Genomic DNA, 20,197 nt, shown 5'->3' with positions numbered 1-20,197 from the left:
CCACCCATAGAACGCGGTACAACAAAATTTTGAAGAGACAATCGATTAACTCGCTTCCGTACAAGGGGTCTTTGTGAATAAAACTGAACTGATTGAGCACATTGCAAAACATGCCGATATCTCCAAGGCCGCTGCTACGCGCGCGCTGGAGTCCACCATCGGTGCAGTGAAGACCACCTTGAAAAAAGGCGGCACTGTTTCCCTGGTGGGTTTTGGTACTTTTGCAGTGGGCAAACGTGCTGCTCGCACGGGTCGCAATCCACGTACCGGCGCTGCGATTAAAATCAAGGCTGCCAAAGTTCCAAAGTTCCGTCCAGGCAAAGCATTGAAAGATGCCCTGAACTAAAATTAGGTTTATGTTTGGGTGATTAGCTCAGTTGGTAGAGCGTCTGCCTTACACGCAGAATGTCGGCGGTTCGAGCCCGTCATCACCCACCACCACACCCAGCAAAGGCGAACACAATTGTTCGCCTTTTTTGTTGTATTCATGGAGAGTTAGCGCATGTTCGATTTTGTCCGCAAGTACACCAAGGTGATTGCCATACCTTTGTTCTTGCTCATCATCCTGGCGTTTGTCATGGTGGGTGTGGATGGTTACAAAGGCATGAGCCGGGGGGCTACGGTGGCCACCATTGGCAGTGCCAAGGTCACCCAGGAAGAGTGGGACTTTGCCCACAAGAATGAAGTCGACCGTTTGCGTGCCTCTGTGCCCAATGTGGACCCCAAATTGCTGGATTCCCCAGAGGCCCGTTACGCCACGCTTGAGCGTCTGGTACGCGAGCGCGTGATGGCTGCAGCTGTCAAGGATGCCCACTTCACCACCTCGGATGCCCGCCTGGCCCGGGAACTGCAGCAGAACCCCACCATTGCCGGTTTGCGCAAGCCGGATGGCACGATGGATATTGAGCGCTACCGCCAGTTGGCCGCCAGCCAGGGTTTGACCCCCGAAGGTCTGGAGGCCCGCGTGCGCAGTGACCTGACCCTGATGCAGGTGGAGTCCGGCATCTCGTCCACCGCTTTCTCCGCGAATGCGGTGGCTGATCTGGCTCTCAACGCTTTCTTCGAGCGCCGTGAAGTACAGATTGCCCGCTTTGTCCCCGCAGACTTTGCCAGCAAGGTCAACCCGTCAGACGCCGACATCGAGGCTTTCTACCAGGCCAATGCGCCTTTGTTCCAGTCGACTGAGTCTGCCAACATTGAGTATGTGGTGTTGGATGTGGATGCCATCAAGAAGACCGTGTCCGTGAACGAGGCCGACCTGAAGTCCTACTATGAACAAAACGCCAGCCGCTTGAGCAGTAAGGAAGAGCGTCGCGCCAGCCACATCCTGATCAACGCACCCAAGTCCATGCCGGAGGCAGAGCGTCAAAAGGCCAAGGAAAAGGCCCAGGCACTGCTGGAGCAGGCGCGCAAGGCCCCCGCCACGTTTGCCGACCTGGCCATGAAGAACTCACAAGATGCGGGCTCGGCCCCCCGCGGTGGCGATCTGGATTTCTTTGCCCGTGGCTCCATGGTCAAGCCCTTTGAAGAGGCCGTGTTTACCATGAAGAAGGGCGACATCAGCGATCTGGTGGAGTCTGACTTTGGCTTTCACATCATCAAGCTCACCGACGTGAAGGCGCCCAAGCAACCCAGCTTTGAGGAATTGCGTGTCAATCTGGAGAGCGAGCTGCGTGTGCAGCAAGCGCAGCGCAAGTTTGCGGAGGTTGCCGAGTCTTTCACCAATGGGGTGTACGAACAGTCGGATAGCTTGAAGCCCATCGCCGAGCGCCTGAAGCTGGAAGTCAAGACTGCGGACAATGTGCAGCGCGCGCCGGCTGCCGGCGTTAAGGGGGTGCTGGCGAATCCCAAACTGTTGGCCGCCATCTTCAGCCCCGACTCCGTGGAGAAGAAACGCAACACCGAAGCCATTGAAACCGGCTCCAGCCAACTGACCGCAGCCCGTGTGGTGAGCTATAGCCCCGCACGCACTTTGCCGTTGGCGGAAGTGCGCGCCCAGGTGCGCGAGCGTTTGGTCGCCAGCCGCTCCCAGGAACTGGCTAAAAAAGAAGGTGCTGACAAATTGGCCGCTTGGCAGGCCGCACCGTCCAGCGCAAGCTTTCCTGCCGCGGTGACGGTGTCGCGGGAACCGGGCCAGCCGGTGCAGGGCACCTTGCTGGACGCGGCGCTGCGGGCGGACCCAGCCAAGCTGCCTGCTATCGTCGGCGTGGACCTGGGCGCCCAGGGTTATGCGGTGGTCAAGGTCAACAAGGTGCTGCCGCGAAACCCCGTGACCGAGGCCGTGACCAAACAAGAGCGCAATCAATACGCCCAGTGGATGGCCAATGCGGAAAGCCAGGCCTATTACCAGACCCTGAAAGACCGATTCAAAGTGCAGATCAAGGTGCCTGTCCCGGCACGCAGCGGATTGGCGTCCGCAATTGCGGAATAAGCCGTTTTATCGGGTTATAATCATGCGCTTACGGTGGCTGTAGCTCAGTTGGTAGAGTCCAGGATTGTGATTCCTGTTGTCGTGGGTTCGAGCCCCATCAGCCACCCCAAAATATAAAAAACCCTGCATTCGAAAGAATGCAGGGTTTTTTTATGCGTGTTGCGGGCATCCAGTGCGCTTTAGCCCTTCATTTTCGGGGTGCTTACCCCGGTTGATGGAACTTTGGTTCCGGCCTTCCGTTCCTATACTGAGCCTGGGCTGGTAGCGTGCATCCGCGCACCGGTCTGAAACAGGTCGTTGGACGGAGCAAAAAAATGGTTGAAGACAGCATCTTTTTCAAGACGATTGATTCGGCATTTCCGAATATCGGAAAGAAGATCAAATTGTTCTGGGGACACCCGGAGTTTGTGGCGTTGATGCACGAACTTCAACACGACACCAGCGAGCGGCCGCGTGCGGGCTTTCCCGCCGACGTGCTTATGGCCATTCACGAGTTGTCGAATGACCATGACGCCATCTACCCACATCTGGCACGCAAAGACGCCAATCTCTGGAATCTTTGACGCGTCATGACCGTCGTGGCCTAGTTCACCATCACCAGCTTGCCCATCACACCGCGCGAGCCCATGTGGGCGTAAGCGGCCTTGAGCTCGGCCATAGGCATGGTGCGGTCGATGACCGGCTTGATCTTGCCCTGGCCGTACCACTGGGCCAGCTCGCCCATCATGGCGGCATTGGCCTTGGGTTCCTTTTTCGCAAAATCACCCCAGAACACGCCGACGATGGACGCGCCCTTGAGCAGCGCCAGGTTGAAGGGCAGGGCGGGGATAGGGCCGGACGCAAAGCCCACCACCAGGTAGCGGCCACGCCACGCGATGGAGCGGAAGGCGGGCTCGGCAAAGTCGCCACCCACGGGGTCATAGATCACGTCCGGGCCTTTGCCATCGGTCAGGGCCTTCAACGCGTCACGCAGGTTCTCGGTGGAGTAGTTGATCGTGGCATCGGCGCCAATCTTCTTGCACAGGTCGCATTTCTCTTGGGTAGAGGCTGCCGCAATCACCTTGGCGCCCATGGCTTTAGCGATCTGGATGGCCGATGTGCCCACGCCGCCCGCCGCGCCCAGCACGAGCACGGTCTCTCCAGCCTTGAGCTGGGCACGGTCCACCAGCGCGTGATAGGACGTGGCGTAAATCATGATGAAGGCTGCTGCATCCACCATAGGGACGCCGGGGGGTAGCGGCATGCACAGGGCTGCAGGGGCGAGGGTGTGGGTGCCAAAGCCGCCAGTGCCGCTCAGGCAGGCCACGGGCTGGCCGACCTTGAGATGCGTGACGCCTTCGCCTACCGCCTGCACGATGCCCGCGTATTCGGAGCCCGGTACAAAGGGCAGGGCGGGCTTCATCTGGTACTTGTTTTGCACGATCAGGATGTCAGGAAAATTCAGACTGGCCGCCTTGATTTCCAGTAGCACCTCTCCGGCTTTGGGCTCCGGCGTGGGCAGTTCTTTCCAAGTCAGGGCGTCGATGCCGGTGGGGTTTTCGCAAAGCCAAGCGTGCATGGGGGAGTCTCCAAAAATAGTGGGCAAATCATAGGCCTCGCCCCATGGGGAAAATGTCTCTCGGGCGACCAGGGTTGCCCCCCCCACCTACAATGGCCAGACACTTCCCATGCATATGAAAATCCTGATTTCCAACGACGACGGCTACCAGGCCCCCGGCATCGTGGCGCTGTATGACGCACTCAAAGACATCGCACAGGTGGAGGTGGTGGCCCCAGAGCACAACAACAGCGCCAAGTCCAACGCGTTGACCCTGCATTCGCCACTGTATGTGCACCGCGCAGCTAATGGTTTTCGCTACGTGAATGGCACTCCTGCCGATTGTGTGCACATCGCGCTGACGGGCCTGCTGGACTACCGGCCAGATCTCGTGGTCTCGGGCATCAACAATGGCGCCAACATGGGGGACGACACAATTTACTCCGGTACCGTGGGCGCCGCCATGGAAGGCTTCTTGTTTGGCATACCCGCCATTGCTTTCTCGCAGGTCGAGAAGGACTGGGTGCACTTGGCCTCCGCGGCCCAAAAAGCGCGCGAACTGGTGCTCTCCATGCAGCAGCAACAGCTCATCACGTCCACGCCCTGGCTGCTCAATGTGAACATTCCCAACCTGCCGTTTGACGAGATCGGCAGCATGAAGCTGTGCCGCCTGGGCAAGCGCCATGCAGCTGAAAAAGTGATTCAGCAACAAAGCCCGCGTGGTGAAACCATGTATTGGATTGGTGCGGCCGGTCCCGTGAAAGACGACGCCGAAGGCACCGACTTCCATGCAACGGCCCAAGGCCATGTGGCCATCACGCCCTTGAAGGTGGACCTCACCGACCACGACAACTTGGGCTACTGGGCGCAAACGGCCTCCCGGCTGGCAACCCAGCCTGCAACCGTATGAAGCAACGGCCCTCGTTTCCCGCCCGGCTGGACGCCACGCTGGCGAAGACCCGGCCCAACCCGCATGGTGCGGTGGCCGTCAACGCCGTGCCCGCCGCCAAGCTGGTGTCAAAGGGTGTGGCCCAGGCCACACCGGACAAGTCCGCAGGCTTGTCTTCCGCCCGTGGCAAGGCTTCCAACGCTATGCCACCAGCGCCCCAAGGGCATGGCATGGATTCGCAGGCGGTGCGCCAGCGCATGGTGCAAAAGCTGGCGAGGCAGGGCGTGACCGACCCGCTGGTACTGGGCGCCATGGGTGCAATCGAGCGCCACCGGTTTGTAGACAGCGCACTGGTGAACCAGGCCTACGAAGACACCAGCCTGCCGATTGGCCTGGGGCAAACGATTTCCAAGCCTGGCGTGGTCTCCCGCATGATCGAGCTGCTGCGCAACGGTGCCACGGGCCGTGTGGGCCGGGTGCTGGAGATTGGCACGGGATGTGGCTATCAGGCGGCTGTCTTGAGTCTGGTCGCCGACGAGGTTTACAGCATCGAGCGTCTGCGTGGCCTGCACGACAAGGCGCGTGAAAACCTGCGCCATCTGCGTCTGCCCAATGTGCATTTGCTGTTTGGCGATGGCATGGCCGGGTATGCCAAGGGCGCACCCTATGCGGCCATCATCGCTGCGGCGGGCGGCGAAGCTGTGCCCCAAGCCTGGGTGGATCAGCTCGCGGTTGGCGGCCGATTGGTCGCCCCCGTGGTCGCCTCTGGCCCTGGCGGCGGGCAGGCCTTGCTTGTGTTGGACAAGACCCCACAAGGCGTACGCCAAACCCTGTTGGAGGCCGTGCATTTTGTCCCTCTAAAATCAGGCGTTGCCTAAAGGGAAATCAAATTATGTTCGGTGTGCGTTGTTTGGGTGTTGTGGCTGTGGGTACCGCGGTGCTGGTGTTGGCCGGATGCGGCTCTACGGCCGTGAACCATGCGCCCGTGGAAGACCGCAATGCTGCGGGTTCCAAGCCAGTGGCCGTTGCCCCTGCGGTCAAGCAGCCTCCCGGCTTTGAGAACGCGGGCAAGGCTGGCTACTACACCATCAAGCCTGGCGACACGCTGATCCGCATTGGCCTGGAAACCGGCCAGAGCCACAAGGACATCGCCCGCTGGAATGCGCTGGAGAACCCCAACAAGATCGAAGTGGGCCAGGTGATCCGTGTTGTCCCACCGGTGGCGGGGGAGACAGCCGTAGCGACTGCCAAACCCGTGGCCGCCCCTGTCGCCACGACCACGGCCCTGCCTGCCTCGACACCGGCCACTGCGCCGGCGGCTGCCTCCTCGTCCGCCGCGCCTGCACCCGCCGCCTCTGCGGCTGCGGCAACCAAGCCTGCGGCCCCCACACCCGCACCCGCTTCGGGCGGTGACGATGACGTGGCCTGGATCTGGCCTGGCAGCGGCGCGGTGCTGGCTGGATTTGACGAAGTGAAGAACAAGGGCCTGGACATTGGCGGCAACGCAGGCGACCCCGTGCTGGCCGCTGGCGAAGGCAAGGTGGTGTACGCCGGTGCTGGCCTGCGCGGCTACGGCAACCTGATCATCCTCAAGCACAACAACACCTACCTCACCGCCTATGCCCACAACCAGACCCTGCTGGTCAAGGAAGACCAGACGGTGAAGAAGGGCCAGAAGATTGCCGAGATGGGCAACAGCGACGCCGACCGCGTGAAGCTGCACTTTGAAGTGCGCCGGCAAGGTAAGCCGGTGGACCCGGCCAAGTACCTGCCCGCCAGATAGCAGGCTGCCATGAAAAAGCCCCTCAACGCTCACTCCATCGACAGCACGGTCGGTCAGCGTAGTGCGGGGCAGGGTTTGGAGTTGAATATGGCTCTATCCCCCATAGATGCTGCGCCAATAGCTCCTGAAATCATAGCGACTGCAGAGCTGGAACGCCTCGCTCGCGAGGTGCAGCCCGGCGATGAGTCGGCCGATGCGCTGGCCATTTACCTGCGCGGCGTGCGCCGCACCACGCTGTTCACCCCCGAAGAAGAATTTGCCACCGCTACCCGCGCCCGCGCGGGTGACTTTGCGGCGCGGCAAAGCATGATCGAGCACAACCTGCGCCTGGTGGTCAGCATCGCCAAGGGCTACACGGGGCGCGGTGTGCCCATGTCGGACCTGATCGAGGAGGGCAACCTGGGGCTCATGCACGCCATCGACAAGTTCGAGCCCGAGCGGGGCTTTCGCTTCTCCACCTACGCCACCTGGTGGATACGCCAGTCGGTAGACCGTGCGCTGATGTACCAGGGCCGGGCCGTGCGCCTGCCGGTGAACGTGGTGCGCGAGGTGCAGCAGGTGCTGCGCGCACGCCGGGCGCTGGAGAACGATGCTGCGCTGGTGGCCAGTCGGCCGGAGGGCATACGCGCGGAAGACATTGCTGCCCTGCTGGGGCGCGAGGCCTCCGACATCGTGGATTTGCTCGCCATGGCCGAGGCACCGCGCTCGCTGGATGCCCAGCTGGACCCGTCGGGCGATGAGCATTCGCTGGGCGACAGCCTGGTGGACGAACTGGCGCTGGACCCCGAGGATTCTGCCCAAGCGCATGAGGTGGACATGTTGCTGGAGAGCTGGATTGCCACGCTCTCGCCGCGCGAGCGCGAGGTGCTGGAGGGCCGCTTTGGCCTGCATGACCGCGAGCCCGAAACGCTGGACGTGATCAGCAGCCGGCTGGGCCTGACGCGCGAGCGTGTGCGCCAGGTGCAGAATGAAGCCTTGTTCAAGCTCAAACGCCACCTGGCACGCCGCGGCATCAAGCGCGAATTTCTTATGTAGCCTGTGGCTCGTGCGGGGCGGGCGAAAAATTGTCCCTTCTCCGACCTGAGACAATTGGGGCATGAGCGACGCAATTTCCCCGGACACCCATTCTCCCCTTTCCCCCGACACCCCTACTGAACCCGCGCTGCCCGAAGGCTGGCTGCGCGTCAAATCCCTGGATCTGGAGGCCCAGGGCGTGGCCCACCGACCCGATGGCAAGGTGGTGTTCATTGATGGTGCGCTGCCCTTCGAAGTGGTGAGCGCCCAGATCCACCGCAGCAAAAGCAGCTTCGAAAAAGGCACGCTGACCGAAATCCACCAGGAATCGTCCCAGCGCGTGCGCCCGGCCTGTCCGCACTTTGGCCTGCACGAAGGTGCCTGTGGCGGTTGCAAGATGCAGCATTTGCATGTGAGCGCCCAGGTGGCGGTCAAGCAGCGCGTGCTGGAGGACAACCTCTGGCACATCGGCAAGGTCAAGCCCGACAACATCCTGCGCCCCATCGAAGGCCCGGCCTGGGGCTACCGCTACCGCGCGCGCCTGTCGGTGCGCCATGTGCGCAAAAAGGGCCAGGTGCTGATTGGCTTCCATGAGCGCAAGAGCCGCTATGTGGCCGACATGAAAGAGTGCCATGTGCTGGCGCCGCATGTGAGCGCCATGCTGGTACCGCTGCGCCGCCTGATCGAGTCCATGGACGCGGTGGAGACGCTGGCCCAGATCGAACTGGCCATGGGCGATATGGCGCCCACCGCGGGCGCCAATGGCGGCGCCGGCGAGGTGATTGCGATGGTGCTGCGCCACCTGGAGCCGCTCTCGGACGCTGACCTGAACCGCCTGCGCCAGTTCGCAGCGGCCAATCCCGGCCTGCAATGGTGGCTGCAGCCCAAGGGGCCAGAGACCATCCACCGTCTGGACGAGCTGCCTGGCCACGAAACGGGCCAACTGGCCTACCAACTGCCCGACTTTGGCATCACGATGCCGTTTCGCCCCACCGATTTCACCCAGGTGAACCCGCACATCAACCGCGTGCTGGTGTCGCGCGCGCTGGGCCTGCTGGCGGTGCAGAAGACCGAGCGCGTGATCGACTGGTTCTGCGGCCTGGGCAACTTCACGCTGCCGTTGGCCACGCAGGCGCGTGAAGTGCTGGGAGTGGAGGGAGCCGAGTCACTGGTGGCGCGCTCGCGCGAAAACCTGAAGCTCAATATGGCGGCAGCTTCAGAGAAAAATGAGCCTCTAGCCCCCGTCAAACCTGCGCTTGCAGCTACTAAATTTGTAGCGCGTAACCTGTTTGAAATGACGCCGGAGCTATTGATTGGCGATGGCGCCGCTGATAAATGGCTGGTAGACCCACCCCGTGAAGGCGCGTTCTCCCTGGTGCAGGCGCTGGCCGCCTTGCACCAACAGCCCGAGCTGCGCAAGGGCTGGACGCCGCCACGGCGCATTGTCTACGTGAGCTGCAACCCTGCCACGCTGGCGCGTGACGCGGGCGTGCTGGTGCAGGAAGCGGGTTACCGCTGCACCAAGGGTGGGGTGGTCAACATGTTCCCTCACACGGCGCACGTGGAGAGCATTGCTGTGTTTGAGCTGGAAGCGCCCGCAGCGTGAACGCCTAGTGGGCCGCAGCCTTGTCGGTGGCTTTGGCTGCTGACTTGGCCTTGGGCTTGGCCTTGCCGTCCTCGGCAGACTTGTCATCCTTGGGCTCGGTGATGACCTCTTCCTCGGTTCCGGCCGGTTTGATTCCTTTGGGAACGACGCCTTCGATCTTGTTGTCCCGCATGTACTGGTCCATGTCCTTCCAGCCCGCAAATACCGCGGCCTTGGAGGCTTTTTCGTTCATGGCGTAGCAGTCTTCCAGACTGCGCAGACCATGCCGGCATGCGCCGCCTATGGCCTTGGCATCGGCCTCGCGCTGCGCCACACGCGGGTCGGCCAGCAGGGTCTCCAAATCGCAGCCCGACAGGAGAAAGGCAAGGGTCAGGAGCAGGGGACGTAGGGTCATGAAGGCTGGAGATGGTGTGGGTCTTTTATCGGCAGATTTTGGCGGGTATTGAGCTTCGTCGGCTCCACTCCCAAAGAAAAAGGCCCCGAAGGGCCTTTTTTACCGGTGCAACGGACGCTTAGTCGCGTTCGCCACCAAAGATGCCGAGCAGGGCCAACAGGTTCTGGAACACGTTGATGATGTCCAGGTACAGGGCCAGGGTGGCGCTGATGTAGTTGGTCTCGCCGCCGTCGATGATGCGCTTGATGTCGTACAGCATCCAGGCGCTGAAAATGCCGATGGCGGCCATGGACAGGGCCATCATGCCGGCGCTGGAGCCGACAAACACGTTGATCAGGCCGCCCACCAGCAACACGATGGTGCCGACAAACAGCCACTTGCCCATGCCGGACAGGTCACGCTTGATGACGGTGGCCATGCTGGCCATGAAGAAAAACACGCCAGCGGTGCCGCCAAAGGCCGTCATGATCAGTTGCGCGCCATTGCGGAAACCCAGCGTGTGCTGGATCAGCGGCGACATCATCATGCCCATGAAGAAGGTGAAACCCAGCAGCACGGGCACGCCGGCCGCGGAGTTCTTGGTCTTTTCAATGGCGAAAATGAAGCCGAAGGCCACGGCCATGAACAGGATCAGGCCCAGGAAGCCCTGGAAGAGGGGAGCAAGGTTCAGGGCCACGCCGATCCAGGCGCCCAGCACGGTGGGCACCAGGCTCAGCGACAGGAGCCAGTAGGTGTTGCGCAGCACTTTGTTGCGCTGTGCGTTGGCTGCACCATAGCCCAGGCTTTGGCCCATGGTGGTTGTGCGATCGGTCATAAAGATCCTCCAGAAAAACTGCAATGTGCAGATGCGGTCATTCTAGGGTTTAACAAGGGCCAGCACCTGGATTTGGCGCATATTGGCCGGGTTTTATGCAGGGCTGTTATGCCTTGCACGCGTTCAAAACGGCCCGCGCAAACGGTATGCTCAGGGTTTTCACCCATCTGCAGAGAGTGCACACCATGAAAACCAAGTCTGTCCTGGAATTTGCCGACATCAAAGCCATCGCTGCCGCGGCCGAGGCCGAAGCGCTGAAAAACAACTGGGCGGTGAGCATTGCCATCGTGGACGATGGCGGCCATTTGCTGTCGTACCAGCGCCTGGACGGCGCCGCGCCCATCTCGGCCCATATTGCCCCCGCCAAGGCCCGCACGGCTGCCCTGGGCCGTCGGGAGAGCAAAGCCTATGAGGACATGATCAACGGTGGCCGCGTGTCTTTCCTGAGCGCCCCGGATCTGGACGGCATGCTCGAAGGTGGCGTGCCCATCCTGAAAGATGGTCAGTGCCTGGGCGCGGTGGGCGTGAGCGGGGTGAAGTCCAGCGAAGATGCGCAGATTGCCAAGGCCGGTATTGCTGCCATCGGCCTGTAATCCGTCGATTGCTACCAAAACCACAGCTGCCAGCGCCCGTTTTACGGGGGGCTGGCAGCTATTTTTATGTCTATTTGGTGAGAATGAGCTTGCCCGACTTGGTGCTTTGCAGGCGGTAGCGCTGGCCGTTGTGCTCGATCTCGATGGCTTGGCGCGTGCCCAGCAACTCGCTGGATTGCAGCACGCCCTGTGGAGACGGCGCGGCTGTTTGCGGTGCACTGCTGGGCAGGTTGGGGGAGGAAGGCGGCAGGGCGGCGTCAGGCATAGGAGAAATTCCTGCGGATCAGTTGCTGCCAGCGGTACTGGCGGTGCCGGTAAAAGTACCAAGCGAACAACCAGACGACGGGTGTGAGCAGGCCGGCACGGATCTCCACCTGGTCGGTGTAGTCGCAGCCCTCTTCGGCTGCCGTGATGAAGATGCGGTGGTCCCAACGCTGGATCAGCGTGCCCGAGCCGTTGTCACGCAGCTCCACCGAAAACTTGCCAGCGTTGGCGGAATGGTCCTGGCCCGAGATACGCACCATCTGGTAGCCCATGGGAACCAGTCCCAGCAGGTGCATCGCCACCTTGTACTCGCGCTCCTCCCACCGCGCCGGCAAAGTGGCGGGGTCCACGGGTGTGAAGTGCACCAGCGGCTGGGCGATGTGCATGAGCAGGCGCGTGGTCTTGACCTCGTCAAAACAACGCTCTGCGGAGCAGGCAAACCGGGTTTTCAGCACGAGCAACATGGCGGTGGCCGTCAGTTCTTCGGTTCGGTGATGAAACCGATCTTGCGCAGGCCGGCCTGTTGTGCCGCGGCCATGGCCTGGGCTACAAACTCGTAGCGCACGGCCTTGTCGCCGCGGATGTGCAGCTCGGGCTGGGGATCCTTGGCAGCCTCGGCCTGCAGCACGGCGGGCAGGGTGTCGGCAGCCACGGCGCTCTGGTTCAGGAAGTAGCTGCCCTGGGCATCCACACTGAGTTGCAGGGTTTCGGGCTTGGTGGTTTGCGGCTGGCTGGTGGCCGTGGGTAATTCCACATTCACGGCGTGTTTCATCACCGGCACGGTGATGATGAAGATGATGAGCAGCACCAGCATCACGTCCACCAGGGGCGTCATGTTGATTTCGTTCATCACCTCGGAATCACCGTCCGAGGTCGCGTCTTGCATTCCGAAGGCCATGGCGCTTACGCTTTCTTCATGGCAACGACCTTGCCATCGACATTGCTGGTGCCCACACGGGCGCCGGTCACAAAGTAGGCGTGCAGGTCATGCGCAAAGCGGTTGAGTTTGGTGAGAATGGACTTGTTGCCGCGCACCAGGGCGTTGTAGCCCAGCACGGCGGGAATGGCCACGGCCAGGCCCAGTGCCGTCATGATCAGCGCCTCGCCAATGGGGCCTGCCACCTTGTCAATGGTGGCGGAACCAGCAGCGCCAATGCCCATCAGCGCATGGTAAATGCCCCAGACGGTACCGAACAAACCCACAAACGGGGCGGTGGAACCGACGGACGCCAGGATGGCCAGGCCGCTCTGGAAGCGGGCAGTGCTGTCGTCAATGCTGTTGCGCAAGGCACGGCTGATCCAGTCGCTGATGTCCAGTGCGTCATGCAGTTGGGTCTGTGCATGGCGGTGGTGGGCGGTGGCTTCCTGGCCCGCTTGCGCCAGTTGTACAAAGGGGTTGCCGTCTTGCTGGCCCAGCGCCTTCATGCCGGTGCTGAAGTCTTCGCTATGCCAGAAGGTTTCGGTGCGCTGACCCAAGGATTTGTACTTGAAGATGTCCAGCGCCTTGATGAGGATCACGATCCAGGATGACAGAGACATGACCAGCAAGAGCAGGGCGACCGATTTGGTCACCCAGTCGCCTTGGGTCCAGAGGGTGATGAGTCCGAGTTGCGATTCCATTGATTACTCCACAAAAAATGATTTCTGAATTACTGCAGTACCCAGTTCACGGGCACGTCAAACCACATGGCCTCGGCCACGCCGCCGCGTTTGCCAGGCACGTAGCGCCATTTCATGACCGTTGCCAGGGCGGCCTGGTCCAGACGGTCAAAGCCGCTGGACGTTTTGATGGTGGGTTGAGAGGCTTGGCCGTCGGTGCCAATCAACACGCGGATCACCACCTTGCCTGTTTCGTGCAGGCGCTTGCTCATGGCCGGGTAGGCCGGCTTGGGGTTATTCAGGTAGTCCGCATCGCTGGAGGGCGGCTCCACCTTGGGCGGTGCAGGAGGCGACGGTGGCGCATTGGAGCTGTTACCCGTGTTGGTGCTGGCCGGAGCCGCCGCCGCTGCAGTAGGGGCTGCTTCAGAGGGCGCGGGCGCATTGGCCGACGGGGCGAGCGCTAGAGGCGTGGTCGCAGGCTGCTGTGCCACCGCCGACGTAGGCGTGGGCAATGTCGGCTTGGGCGTAGGCGTTTTGACCTGGGCTTTGGGCTGCTGCAGCGGCTGAGGCTTTTGCTCAGGGGCTGGTGGCGACATCATTTCCACCAGAATTTCCGCGGGCACGACGGCCTCGGCCACGCGGCGCAGCAGACCGGTCTGCAGGGCCCACAGCACGGCTACGTGAAACAGGATCACGCCGATGACGATGGTGGTGTTGCGGCTTACGGCGGGCACGGTGTTGGAAGAGCGCAGGGCAGAGGTAGACATTATTTGGGAAGGCGTCAAAACGGCAATGGGGCGGTCACGGTGCATGCCACTCAGGTGTCTGCCCACATCCGCAGCAGGTTGTGGTACACGCCCGTCAGCGCCGTGGTCTCATCCGACTCCCCCAGGCGCCGGCGCAGGCCGAGCAGGTTCATGTCCAGCTCGTACAGGGTACGCCGTTGCTCGTCGCTGCGCACCATGCTTTCTATCCAGAAAAAACAGGCCATGCGGTAGCCGCGGGTGACCGGCTTCACCTGGTGCAGGCTGGTACTGGGGTACAGCACGATATGGCCGGCAGGCAGCTTGACCGATTGTTCGCCGTAGGTGTCGGCAATACATAGCTCACCCCCGTCGTAGTCTTCCGGGTTGGAGAGGAATACCGTGCACGACACGTCAGTGCGCACGCGCTCGCCAGTGCCCGGTGTGTAGCGTACGGAGCCATCAATGTGGTTGCCGTAAAAGTTGCTCTCTCCGCCATAGCGGTTCAGGCGCGGTGGGAACACTTTCTTGGGGAGGGTGGCCGAGAAAAACATGGGGCTGCGGTCCAGCGCACGCAACACCATCGCGCGGATGGTGCGCGCCGCTTCGCAGTCGTGGTCCAGCTGTTCATTGTTCTTCACCTGCTTGGCCTGTTCCCCAGCCCCCGCTCGTCCATCCACCCACGGGGCGGTGGCCAGCAGGGCTTGGGCTTGGGCAATTTCCTCGGGTGTCAGGATGTTGGGCAGGTGCAAGAGCATGGCGGCAGCTAGCTGAAGTGAAAGGGTTAGAACTTGATGTTCATCGTTGCCTGGATGTTGCGGCCCGCGCCGGGAACATAGAAGGCGGTGTACAGCGCGTCGGCATAGAGCTTGTCCAGTGCATTGGTCACGTTGACCTTGAGCACATAGCGCTCGCTGAATTTGTATTCACCCATCAGGTCCAGAGTGGCGTAGGCAGGTGCCATGAAACCCGGATTGCGGTTGGGTGCCTGTTCGCCGCGGAAGTTGATACCGGCGCCCGCGCGAAACTCCGGCGTGAATTGGTAGGTGGTCCACACCGTGCCGCTGTGGATAGGGGTCAGCGATGGGCGTTCCCCCTCGCGCTCTCCCGCCGTGGCGGTGGGGGCTGCAATGTCGATCATGGCATCGGGCATCCACATGTAGGAGCCATAAATCTCCCACTTGGGTGTCAGCATGCCGGACGCATCAATTTCCAGGCCGCTGGTGTGGCGCTTGCCGGACAGCAAGAAGGCGGTGGCCGCCGAATCCGGGTCGGTGTTGCGCTCGTTGTACTTGGTGCTCTGGAAAATCGCCAGGCGGGTGGTGTAGCGCTTGTCTGCAGAGTCCAGTTTGGCGCCAATCTCAATGTTGCGGCTTTGCTCAGGCGGCGTATTGGCGCTGTTGGCACTGTAGGAGTAGGTGTCGGCCGACGTGTTGAACGACGTGCCCCATGAGAAATGGAAGGAGCTCAGTTCGTTGGGCTGGTACAGCACGCCCACGCGTTGGCTCCAGTCGCCGATAGTTTGCTCATACCGGTTGGTCATTCGCCCAGCGGTGTTGTAGGTTGCGTAGTTGCCCCGCATGCGGTCAAAACGCAGCCCCCCCAGAACTTTCCAGTACTCGGCCACTTGCACCAGGTCCATGCCATACAGCCCCAGGTTGTCGGCCTGGAATCCACTGGATCGGGTAATGGTGCGTGCACCTTCGTCGATCCATGCGCCATCGTTGGGCGTACCCACCAACGTGGATGGACGTGTGGGGCCGCCCGATGCGGCGAACACATCCTTGTTTTCTTGCGCAAAGTCCACGCCTGCAAACAGCTCGTGCTTGACGCCCAGCGCAGAAAACTTTTTGGTGTAGTCGGATTGCGCGTACACGCCGTCCAAATTCTGGATTTTGTTTTGCGCTCCGCGGGTCAGCACGCTGGCATCGGAGAAGGTGTTCACCGCTGTGCCGCCGTTGATTAGGGTGGCGCGTTGGTCACGTGTGTAGACACCGCGGCGCACTGAGGTCTTCAGTTCGCTGTCGTCTTCAAATCGGTGTGTGTGGCTGGCCGTCAGATAGTCGGCCGTGCCCTTGTTGTAGTCGCTGGCCATGCCGTAGTAGGTATTGGGCGCGATACGTTCGTTGATGGTGCTGGTGGAGGTTGCCGCGGCAGCCGTCGGTTTGATCCATCGGATGCCGTAGTTGATGCCATTGTCATTGCGCAGCGTGTAGAGCCCCAGGGAGAATTCGTCGGCGGTGCCGATGCCAAAACGGTAGTTGGCGGCAAGCCCCTTTTTGTCAATTTTGGTGCCGGCGCCGTTGCTGTCCGCCTTGGTGGCCATGGCGTTGATGCGCAGGCCCTGATCTTCGCCGGTCTTGATATTGAAATCACCGGTAACGCGGCGGTAGTTGTAGCTGCCCAACGTGGTGCTGACTTCGTTCTCGTCGATGGCCCGGGCCTGCTTGCTGGACTGGTTGATGGCGCCGCCGGTAGACCCCCGGCCGAACAGCATGGAAGCGGAGCCACGCAGCACCTCGATACGGTCGCTGTTGAAGGTGTCGCGCTCGTAGAAAGCCGGGTCTCGCATGCCGTCTACAAAGATGTCCCCCGTGGTTGCCAGCGAAAAACCGCGTAAGCGAATGTCTTCTTCACCGCCTTCAGCTGCCTGAAAAGTCACGCCCGCGGTGTTGTGCAGCACGTCTTTCAGGGTGTCCAGGTTGCGGTCATCAATCAGTTTCTCGGTCACCACGGTGATGGACTGGGGGATGTCCCGCAGGTCCTGCTTGCCCTTGCCGATGGAAGTGGTGGTGGCGCGTACCGAATCTTTGCCTTGGGCTTCTTCGGCTTTTTCCGTGATGGTGACGGGTTTGAGGGTTTTGACTTCTGCGTCGTTGGCCTGCTGGGCCATGGCACCCATGGAGCCTGCAAGCAGCATGGCGCCCAGTGGCAGTAGCGGGGCGGACGGGATAGCGTCGGGATGGGTCGTTGGTGCAAGTTGTGGCATAGCGCTGAGTCGTCTGGGTGGAGGGCTGGCTGGCTATGTCAGGTGCGTCCAAGAAGGCGGCCTGATGTGGCTTGCTGGAAAATTAACAAGATGCAAACAAGAAGCGTTCCTGTCTGCGGTCAAAAAAAGAAACTGCTTACCGGTGCATGGACAAGGTCACAGGCATCCATGCCTGCGTTGCCAAGCTGGCTTGGGCGTGGCACTGGTCGATGACCTCGCGGGCGCAGTCTTCGCAGCGTCCGCACTGGGAGGCAACGCCCAGTTCAAACTGGATGTCGTCAAACCCTTTTCCCTCGCTGGCGTGCAGAGCAATCTCTTTTTCTGTCACGCGGCGGCACACGCAAACAATCATGGTGAATCACTCAGTTGCTGAATTTCGATGGTTGAATTCTAAATGAGAATCCATCGCATTTGTATTCAGTGTAAAGAAATATGTCACTTTTTTTCTTGCTTCTGTGAAATCGGCCACGGCAAGCTGGCCCCATTGCCTGTGGGAGTGGGTGATACTGCGCACAGTCGTTGTATGTCATTGGAGTCACCATGAAGCCGCCCGCTATAAGGGGGACGTGGGGCGAAGGCGGGCGTTGGCTGGGGGCCTCGTTGGCCGGATGTGTCCTGCTGATCGCTGCCAGCGCCGCACACGCCCAGGCGCAGACCGGGCTGGTCCTGGGAACCTCACGCCCTGACAACAGTTATGTGGGCCGCCTGTTGCGCCGCACCTACCAGGAGTTGTTCAGCCGGCTGGGCGTTCCGCTGGAAATTCGCACCACACCTTCTGCGCGTCTCAGCATGGAACTGGCATCGGACCGCATCGATGGTGACCTCGCGCGCCCGCTGGCCTTCGCCGAAAGCCAGCCAGGCTTGGTGAGAGCGGATGAGCAGATCCTTTCCATCGGATTCGCGCTGTGGGCGGTCAATCCCAAGTACTCCTTGCAGCGGCTGGACCAATTGGCAGACACCGGCTGGTCGGTGAACTTTACGCGCGGGGTGGTGGAATGCGAGCGGCTGCTGCAAACCCTGTTGCCCGCCAGCCGTGTCGTGGATGTCACTACCACCATCAATGCCCTGAATCTCTTGCACCACGGGCGCAACGAACTTCACTGCGGCATTGACTTGGCCGTGCTGTCGGACGCCAGTAGCCCGGAGTTAAGCGGCCTGCCACCACCACTCAAGGTAATCAGCATCGGTGAGCCGTTGCCGCTGTACTTTTATCTGCAGCGCAAACATGCGGCTTTGCTGCCGCAGATTGAAGCCACGCTGAGAAAAATGAAGGCCGAAGGCTTGCTGGAGCAATACCGCAGGGAGGCCATGGCGGAGTTCAAACTCCTGCCCGCGTCCAAGCCGGCGGCTTCAAACCGTTGAGAATGAAATGGGGCTTTGGCCCCCGTTGTCATTGCGCGTGCAGCTACTAAAAATGTAGCAATGTGGCGTGGTTGTCCCACGGCGTGTGCAGGCTGTAGCGCTGCGGCTGGGGTGCGCTGCCGCGGTACAACAGGGCAGCCTGGTCCCCGCCGACCACCCAACGTCCTGCGTCGGTGGCCAGTGCCCCTGCGCCGGGCAGTGCCTGCCTTTGCAGGTCGCGGCCTTGGTGGGTCCAAGACACCAACCACCCCGCATGGGGCGCGCTGACCCAGAAGCGGTCAGCCGCGTAGCAGACGTCGCCCGCATAGCCATCCCAAACCACAGGTGCTCCGGTGGCTGCATCCCAGGGGACGGAGCGCAGTTGCTCGCCTTCCAGCAGCGCCAGCGCCGGGGCTTGGGTACGCGCTGCGGGATCTGCATGTTCGGCCTGCACGGCCACCGCCACCGTGCCATTGGGGGCCATGGCCAGGTGGCGCAGGCTCAGAAAGGAGTCCGCCAGCCGGTACTGCGCCAGCACTGCGCCCGTGGTTGCATCCAGCCGCGTGAGGTTGGGCTCCATGCGGCCCACGTTGAGCTTGCGTCGCCCGGTTTCGGGCAGGTTCAGGATGCCGCCATTGGCCACCAGCAGTGTGCCGGCAGGCTCCAGCAGCAGGGCATGGGGGCCAATGCCGCCACTGTGAAATTCACGCAGCTTTTCCAGGCTCTGCAGATCGCGCTCGGCAATCAGGCCCTGGCCGCTTTCAGCATCGGTCTCGGTGGTGAAAAATGTTTTGCCGCTGGCGGACAGCGCGGCATGGCCGCCCAGGTAGCGGTCGTCTTCCATGGTGTGCCACTGCAGGGCCCGGCCATGCTGCACGTCCATGCGCATCAGGTATTCGCCGGGACGGCGTGCCAGCACTAGCGCCTGCTGCGCAGCGCTGCGGTCACCGGGTACCCGCAGCAACTGGTGCGCGCGCGCGGGCAGGGCGATGCCGCGTGGCGCTTGGCCAGGCGTCCACACGCCGGCCCAGGACTGCTCACCGCGCATCCACGCCGTGAGCACGCGGGGCTGCGCTGCCGGGGCGGCCTGGCTGTCCCAGGCTGTGGCACCCAGACCCAGCAAAGCCGCCTGGGCCAGCAGGCTGCGGCGTGTGGGTTGGTGGTGCAAGGGCTCAGTCACCATCGGCGTCGGTAAATCCCATGCTGATGTGCAGCACAGTGTCAGCCAGGCCGCTGAGGAACTGCGAGAGCTGGGCCAGCGCCTGCTGCGCTGTGCGCAGCGATGCGGTGTTGTCGGGCCGCGCATGCGCACCGCTGCGCAGGGCGGCGAGCATCAGGCGTTGCAGTTGGCGGCTGGGCTGGGGTGTGTCGTTGCCCAGCAGCAGGCCTTGCAAGCTGCCGGCTACGGGCCAGTCGGGTCGGGCGGCCTGTGCGGCGGCGGATCCGACCAAAAAGGCCTGCACGCCCTGAAGCTGGGCCTGCCAGGCAGCCGTGGTTTGCCCGCTGACGCCGCGTACCCACACAGACACTTCCTTGCCCCGCGTATCGGGCACCATTTTCTTGATGCGCAGTTGGTCCAATCCACCCACGGCCTGGCCATACCATTCGCCATACAGCGTGCTGGCTTCTTCCTCGCTGCGCGGTGCCGCAGCCATGGCGCGGTAGCCGTCCAGCAGGACGGTGCATTCGTTGAGCACATGCTGTGCCAGCAGCCGGGCGTAGTGCTGGTTGGATGGGTTGGCGGGCACGCGCCAGAAGATCCACTCCAGCGCGGGCAGTCCGCGGGCGGCGCTGCCCACGGATTCAATCTGCTCTTGCGTCAGTGGGGTGGCTGCATTGGCATCCAGCTGGCGCTGGATCTGCGCCGGGCGAGTGGGCCAGAAGTCGATGAAGCGCGCAGCGCGCCGTTCCAGCAGCGGGCCCACGGCCACGGCCGCCAGACGCTCCCAGTGCAGCATGGTCTGCACCCACAGCGGTTGCTGCGCTTGCCAGTGCGTGACCGGGGTGGCCAGCGATGCGTGCAGCGCCGTGGCGCTTTGCTGCAGGGCTTCGGCTACGGAGATGTAGTGGTCCTGCAGCAGTGCCAGCACCCGCTGGCGCGCCGACAGAAAGGGGCCGGTGCTGGCGGACGTACCTGCGAAAAGGTCAAACGAGGTTTGATCTGCTACGCTTTTAGGAGCTGCTCGCGCAATATCCATGG

23 protein-coding genes and 2 tRNA genes are annotated in these 20,197 nt (G+C 62.0%); 12 read left to right on the top strand and 13 right to left on the bottom strand.

Annotation, left to right across the window (positions count from 1 at the left end):
- Window positions 1-73 precede the first annotated feature (73 nt).
- From AC07OE_RS09240 to AC07OE_RS09220, 5 genes are all read left to right on the top strand, one after another.
- Complete coding sequence (locus tag AC07OE_RS09240; RefSeq protein WP_066709320.1) at window positions 74-346, top strand: HU family DNA-binding protein; 273 nt, start codon at window positions 74-76, stop codon at window positions 344-346.
- A 16-nt stretch (window positions 347-362) separates the two neighbouring features.
- Window positions 363-438, top strand: a tRNA-Val gene (locus AC07OE_RS09235).
- Window positions 439-502: 64 nt separating this feature from the next.
- Entirely contained in the window at window positions 503-2,431 is a 1,929-nt protein-coding gene (locus AC07OE_RS09230; protein ID WP_495070274.1) for a SurA N-terminal domain-containing protein, read from the top strand.
- A gap of 33 nt (window positions 2,432-2,464) precedes the next feature.
- Window positions 2,465-2,540: transfer RNA gene (locus AC07OE_RS09225), tRNA-His, on the top strand.
- Window positions 2,541-2,745: 205 nt separating this feature from the next.
- Window positions 2,746-2,994: a hypothetical protein gene (locus AC07OE_RS09220; protein ID WP_495070273.1), complete on the top strand. Its 249-nt coding sequence runs from the start codon at window positions 2,746-2,748 to the stop codon at window positions 2,992-2,994.
- Window positions 2,995-3,014: 20 nt separating this feature from the next.
- Here AC07OE_RS09220 and AC07OE_RS09215 read toward each other — a convergent pair whose 3' ends face one another.
- Complete coding sequence (locus AC07OE_RS09215) at window positions 3,015-3,989, bottom strand: NADPH:quinone oxidoreductase family protein (protein WP_495070272.1); 975 nt, start codon at window positions 3,987-3,989, stop codon at window positions 3,015-3,017.
- A gap of 115 nt (window positions 3,990-4,104) precedes the next feature.
- Here AC07OE_RS09215 and surE point away from each other — a divergent pair, with 115 nt between their 5' ends.
- From surE to rlmD, 5 genes are all read left to right on the top strand, one after another.
- Window positions 4,105-4,878: a 5'/3'-nucleotidase SurE gene (gene surE / locus AC07OE_RS09210; protein ID WP_495070483.1), complete on the top strand. Its 774-nt coding sequence runs from the start codon at window positions 4,105-4,107 to the stop codon at window positions 4,876-4,878.
- On the top strand, window positions 4,875-5,735 hold the full coding sequence (locus AC07OE_RS09205; RefSeq protein ID WP_495070271.1) for a protein-L-isoaspartate(D-aspartate) O-methyltransferase: 861 nt from the start codon (window positions 4,875-4,877) through the stop codon (window positions 5,733-5,735). Before surE ends, AC07OE_RS09205 begins: the two co-directional genes overlap by 4 nt.
- Window positions 5,736-5,749: 14 nt before the next feature.
- The gene (locus AC07OE_RS09200; RefSeq protein ID WP_495070270.1) at window positions 5,750-6,640 is read left to right on the top strand and encodes a peptidoglycan DD-metalloendopeptidase family protein; all 891 of its coding nucleotides are present in this window, start codon (window positions 5,750-5,752) and stop codon (window positions 6,638-6,640) included.
- Between the two features lie 9 nt (window positions 6,641-6,649).
- The gene (locus AC07OE_RS09195; protein ID WP_495070269.1) at window positions 6,650-7,675 is read left to right on the top strand and encodes a sigma-70 family RNA polymerase sigma factor; all 1,026 of its coding nucleotides are present in this window, start codon (window positions 6,650-6,652) and stop codon (window positions 7,673-7,675) included.
- Between the two features lie 61 nt (window positions 7,676-7,736).
- Window positions 7,737-9,260: a 23S rRNA (uracil(1939)-C(5))-methyltransferase RlmD gene (gene rlmD / locus AC07OE_RS09190; protein WP_495070268.1), complete on the top strand. Its 1,524-nt coding sequence runs from the start codon at window positions 7,737-7,739 to the stop codon at window positions 9,258-9,260.
- 4 nt (window positions 9,261-9,264) lie between these two features.
- Here rlmD and AC07OE_RS09185 read toward each other — a convergent pair whose 3' ends face one another.
- Both AC07OE_RS09185 and AC07OE_RS09180 read right to left on the bottom strand, forming a co-directional pair.
- Window positions 9,265-9,654 (bottom strand): hypothetical protein, encoded by a 390-nt coding sequence (locus AC07OE_RS09185; RefSeq protein WP_495070267.1) that lies wholly within the window; start codon window positions 9,652-9,654, stop codon window positions 9,265-9,267.
- 118 nt (window positions 9,655-9,772) lie between these two features.
- On the bottom strand, window positions 9,773-10,468 hold the full coding sequence (locus AC07OE_RS09180) for a Bax inhibitor-1/YccA family protein (RefSeq protein ID WP_495070266.1): 696 nt from the start codon (window positions 10,466-10,468) through the stop codon (window positions 9,773-9,775).
- A 185-nt stretch (window positions 10,469-10,653) separates the two neighbouring features.
- Between AC07OE_RS09180 and AC07OE_RS09175 the strand changes: the two genes are divergently transcribed.
- A complete protein-coding gene (locus AC07OE_RS09175) occupies window positions 10,654-11,061 on the top strand; it encodes a GlcG/HbpS family heme-binding protein (RefSeq protein ID WP_495070265.1) in 408 nt (135 codons plus the stop codon).
- Window positions 11,062-11,131: 70 nt separating this feature from the next.
- On the opposite strand, the gene hemP is transcribed toward AC07OE_RS09175, so the two are convergent.
- The 8 genes from hemP to AC07OE_RS09135 form a co-directional block, all read right to left on the bottom strand.
- A complete protein-coding gene (gene hemP, locus AC07OE_RS09170) occupies window positions 11,132-11,326 on the bottom strand; it encodes a hemin uptake protein HemP (protein ID WP_495070264.1) in 195 nt (64 codons plus the stop codon).
- Complete coding sequence (locus AC07OE_RS09165) at window positions 11,319-11,789, bottom strand: hypothetical protein (RefSeq protein WP_495070263.1); 471 nt, start codon at window positions 11,787-11,789, stop codon at window positions 11,319-11,321. The genes hemP and AC07OE_RS09165 overlap by 8 nt, the downstream gene beginning before the upstream one ends.
- Window positions 11,790-11,800: 11 nt before the next feature.
- A complete protein-coding gene (locus tag AC07OE_RS09160; RefSeq protein ID WP_495070262.1) occupies window positions 11,801-12,223 on the bottom strand; it encodes an ExbD/TolR family protein in 423 nt (140 codons plus the stop codon).
- Window positions 12,224-12,228: 5 nt separating this feature from the next.
- Window positions 12,229-12,945, bottom strand: coding sequence for a MotA/TolQ/ExbB proton channel family protein (locus AC07OE_RS09155; RefSeq protein ID WP_495070261.1), 717 nt, complete (start codon window positions 12,943-12,945; stop codon window positions 12,229-12,231).
- 29 nt (window positions 12,946-12,974) lie between these two features.
- Window positions 12,975-13,691 carry an energy transducer TonB gene (locus AC07OE_RS09150; protein ID WP_495070260.1) on the bottom strand — a complete coding sequence of 239 codons (717 nt, stop codon included), beginning with the start codon at window positions 13,689-13,691 and terminating at the stop codon, window positions 12,975-12,977.
- Between the two features lie 50 nt (window positions 13,692-13,741).
- On the bottom strand, window positions 13,742-14,425 hold the full coding sequence (locus AC07OE_RS09145; RefSeq protein WP_495070259.1) for a Fe2+-dependent dioxygenase: 684 nt from the start codon (window positions 14,423-14,425) through the stop codon (window positions 13,742-13,744).
- A 26-nt stretch (window positions 14,426-14,451) separates the two neighbouring features.
- Window positions 14,452-16,656, bottom strand: coding sequence for a TonB-dependent receptor (locus tag AC07OE_RS09140; protein ID WP_495070258.1), 2,205 nt, complete (start codon window positions 16,654-16,656; stop codon window positions 14,452-14,454).
- 136 nt (window positions 16,657-16,792) lie between these two features.
- A complete protein-coding gene (locus AC07OE_RS09135) occupies window positions 16,793-17,008 on the bottom strand; it encodes a (2Fe-2S)-binding protein (protein ID WP_495070257.1) in 216 nt (71 codons plus the stop codon).
- A 188-nt stretch (window positions 17,009-17,196) separates the two neighbouring features.
- On the opposite strand from AC07OE_RS09135, the gene AC07OE_RS09130 reads away from it, so the two are divergent.
- A complete protein-coding gene (locus tag AC07OE_RS09130) occupies window positions 17,197-18,018 on the top strand; it encodes a substrate-binding periplasmic protein (RefSeq protein WP_495070256.1) in 822 nt (273 codons plus the stop codon).
- 46 nt (window positions 18,019-18,064) lie between these two features.
- Here AC07OE_RS09130 and AC07OE_RS09125 read toward each other — a convergent pair whose 3' ends face one another.
- Both AC07OE_RS09125 and AC07OE_RS09120 read right to left on the bottom strand, forming a co-directional pair.
- Window positions 18,065-19,165, bottom strand: a complete 1,101-nt coding sequence (locus tag AC07OE_RS09125) for a DUF1513 domain-containing protein (RefSeq protein WP_495070255.1) — start codon at window positions 19,163-19,165, stop codon at window positions 18,065-18,067.
- A 4-nt stretch (window positions 19,166-19,169) separates the two neighbouring features.
- Entirely contained in the window at window positions 19,170-20,195 is a 1,026-nt protein-coding gene (locus AC07OE_RS09120) for an imelysin family protein (protein WP_495070254.1), read from the bottom strand.
- Between the last annotated feature and the right edge of the window lie 2 nt (window positions 20,196-20,197).

The sequence above is a fragment of the Rhodoferax sp. GW821-FHT09E07 genome, from assembly GCF_059416145.1.
The sequence above is the reverse complement of the archived record's forward strand: the minus strand, read 5'-3'. Positions and strand labels throughout refer to the sequence as shown.

What these genes read in the sequence shown, in the direction of transcription:
- AC07OE_RS09230 (WP_495070274.1), top strand. Translation starts at nt 503, where the DNA reads ATGTTCGATTTTGTCCGCAAGTACACCAAGGTGATTGCCATACCTTTG.
- AC07OE_RS09220 (WP_495070273.1), top strand. Translation starts at nt 2,746, where the DNA reads ATGGTTGAAGACAGCATCTTTTTCAAGACGATTGATTCGGCATTTCCG.
- AC07OE_RS09215 (WP_495070272.1), bottom strand. Translation starts at nt 3,989, where the DNA reads ATGCACGCTTGGCTTTGCGAAAACCCCACCGGCATCGACGCCCTGACT.
- surE (WP_495070483.1), top strand. Translation starts at nt 4,105, where the DNA reads ATGAAAATCCTGATTTCCAACGACGACGGCTACCAGGCCCCCGGCATC.
- AC07OE_RS09205 (WP_495070271.1), top strand. Translation starts at nt 4,875, where the DNA reads ATGAAGCAACGGCCCTCGTTTCCCGCCCGGCTGGACGCCACGCTGGCG.
- AC07OE_RS09200 (WP_495070270.1), top strand. Translation starts at nt 5,750, where the DNA reads ATGTTCGGTGTGCGTTGTTTGGGTGTTGTGGCTGTGGGTACCGCGGTG.
- AC07OE_RS09195 (WP_495070269.1), top strand. Translation starts at nt 6,650, where the DNA reads ATGAAAAAGCCCCTCAACGCTCACTCCATCGACAGCACGGTCGGTCAG.
- rlmD (WP_495070268.1), top strand. Translation starts at nt 7,737, where the DNA reads ATGAGCGACGCAATTTCCCCGGACACCCATTCTCCCCTTTCCCCCGAC.
- AC07OE_RS09185 (WP_495070267.1), bottom strand. Translation starts at nt 9,654, where the DNA reads ATGACCCTACGTCCCCTGCTCCTGACCCTTGCCTTTCTCCTGTCGGGC.
- AC07OE_RS09180 (WP_495070266.1), bottom strand. Translation starts at nt 10,468, where the DNA reads ATGACCGATCGCACAACCACCATGGGCCAAAGCCTGGGCTATGGTGCA.
- AC07OE_RS09175 (WP_495070265.1), top strand. Translation starts at nt 10,654, where the DNA reads ATGAAAACCAAGTCTGTCCTGGAATTTGCCGACATCAAAGCCATCGCT.
- hemP (WP_495070264.1), bottom strand. Translation starts at nt 11,326, where the DNA reads ATGCCTGACGCCGCCCTGCCGCCTTCCTCCCCCAACCTGCCCAGCAGT.
- AC07OE_RS09165 (WP_495070263.1), bottom strand. Translation starts at nt 11,789, where the DNA reads ATGTTGCTCGTGCTGAAAACCCGGTTTGCCTGCTCCGCAGAGCGTTGT.
- AC07OE_RS09160 (WP_495070262.1), bottom strand. Translation starts at nt 12,223, where the DNA reads ATGGCCTTCGGAATGCAAGACGCGACCTCGGACGGTGATTCCGAGGTG.
- AC07OE_RS09155 (WP_495070261.1), bottom strand. Translation starts at nt 12,945, where the DNA reads ATGGAATCGCAACTCGGACTCATCACCCTCTGGACCCAAGGCGACTGG.
- AC07OE_RS09150 (WP_495070260.1), bottom strand. Translation starts at nt 13,691, where the DNA reads ATGTCTACCTCTGCCCTGCGCTCTTCCAACACCGTGCCCGCCGTAAGC.
- AC07OE_RS09145 (WP_495070259.1), bottom strand. Translation starts at nt 14,425, where the DNA reads ATGCTCTTGCACCTGCCCAACATCCTGACACCCGAGGAAATTGCCCAA.
- AC07OE_RS09140 (WP_495070258.1), bottom strand. Translation starts at nt 16,656, where the DNA reads ATGCCACAACTTGCACCAACGACCCATCCCGACGCTATCCCGTCCGCC.
- AC07OE_RS09135 (WP_495070257.1), bottom strand. Translation starts at nt 17,008, where the DNA reads ATGATTGTTTGCGTGTGCCGCCGCGTGACAGAAAAAGAGATTGCTCTG.
- AC07OE_RS09130 (WP_495070256.1), top strand. Translation starts at nt 17,197, where the DNA reads ATGAAGCCGCCCGCTATAAGGGGGACGTGGGGCGAAGGCGGGCGTTGG.
- AC07OE_RS09120 (WP_495070254.1), bottom strand. Translation starts at nt 20,195, where the DNA reads ATGGATATTGCGCGAGCAGCTCCTAAAAGCGTAGCAGATCAAACCTCG.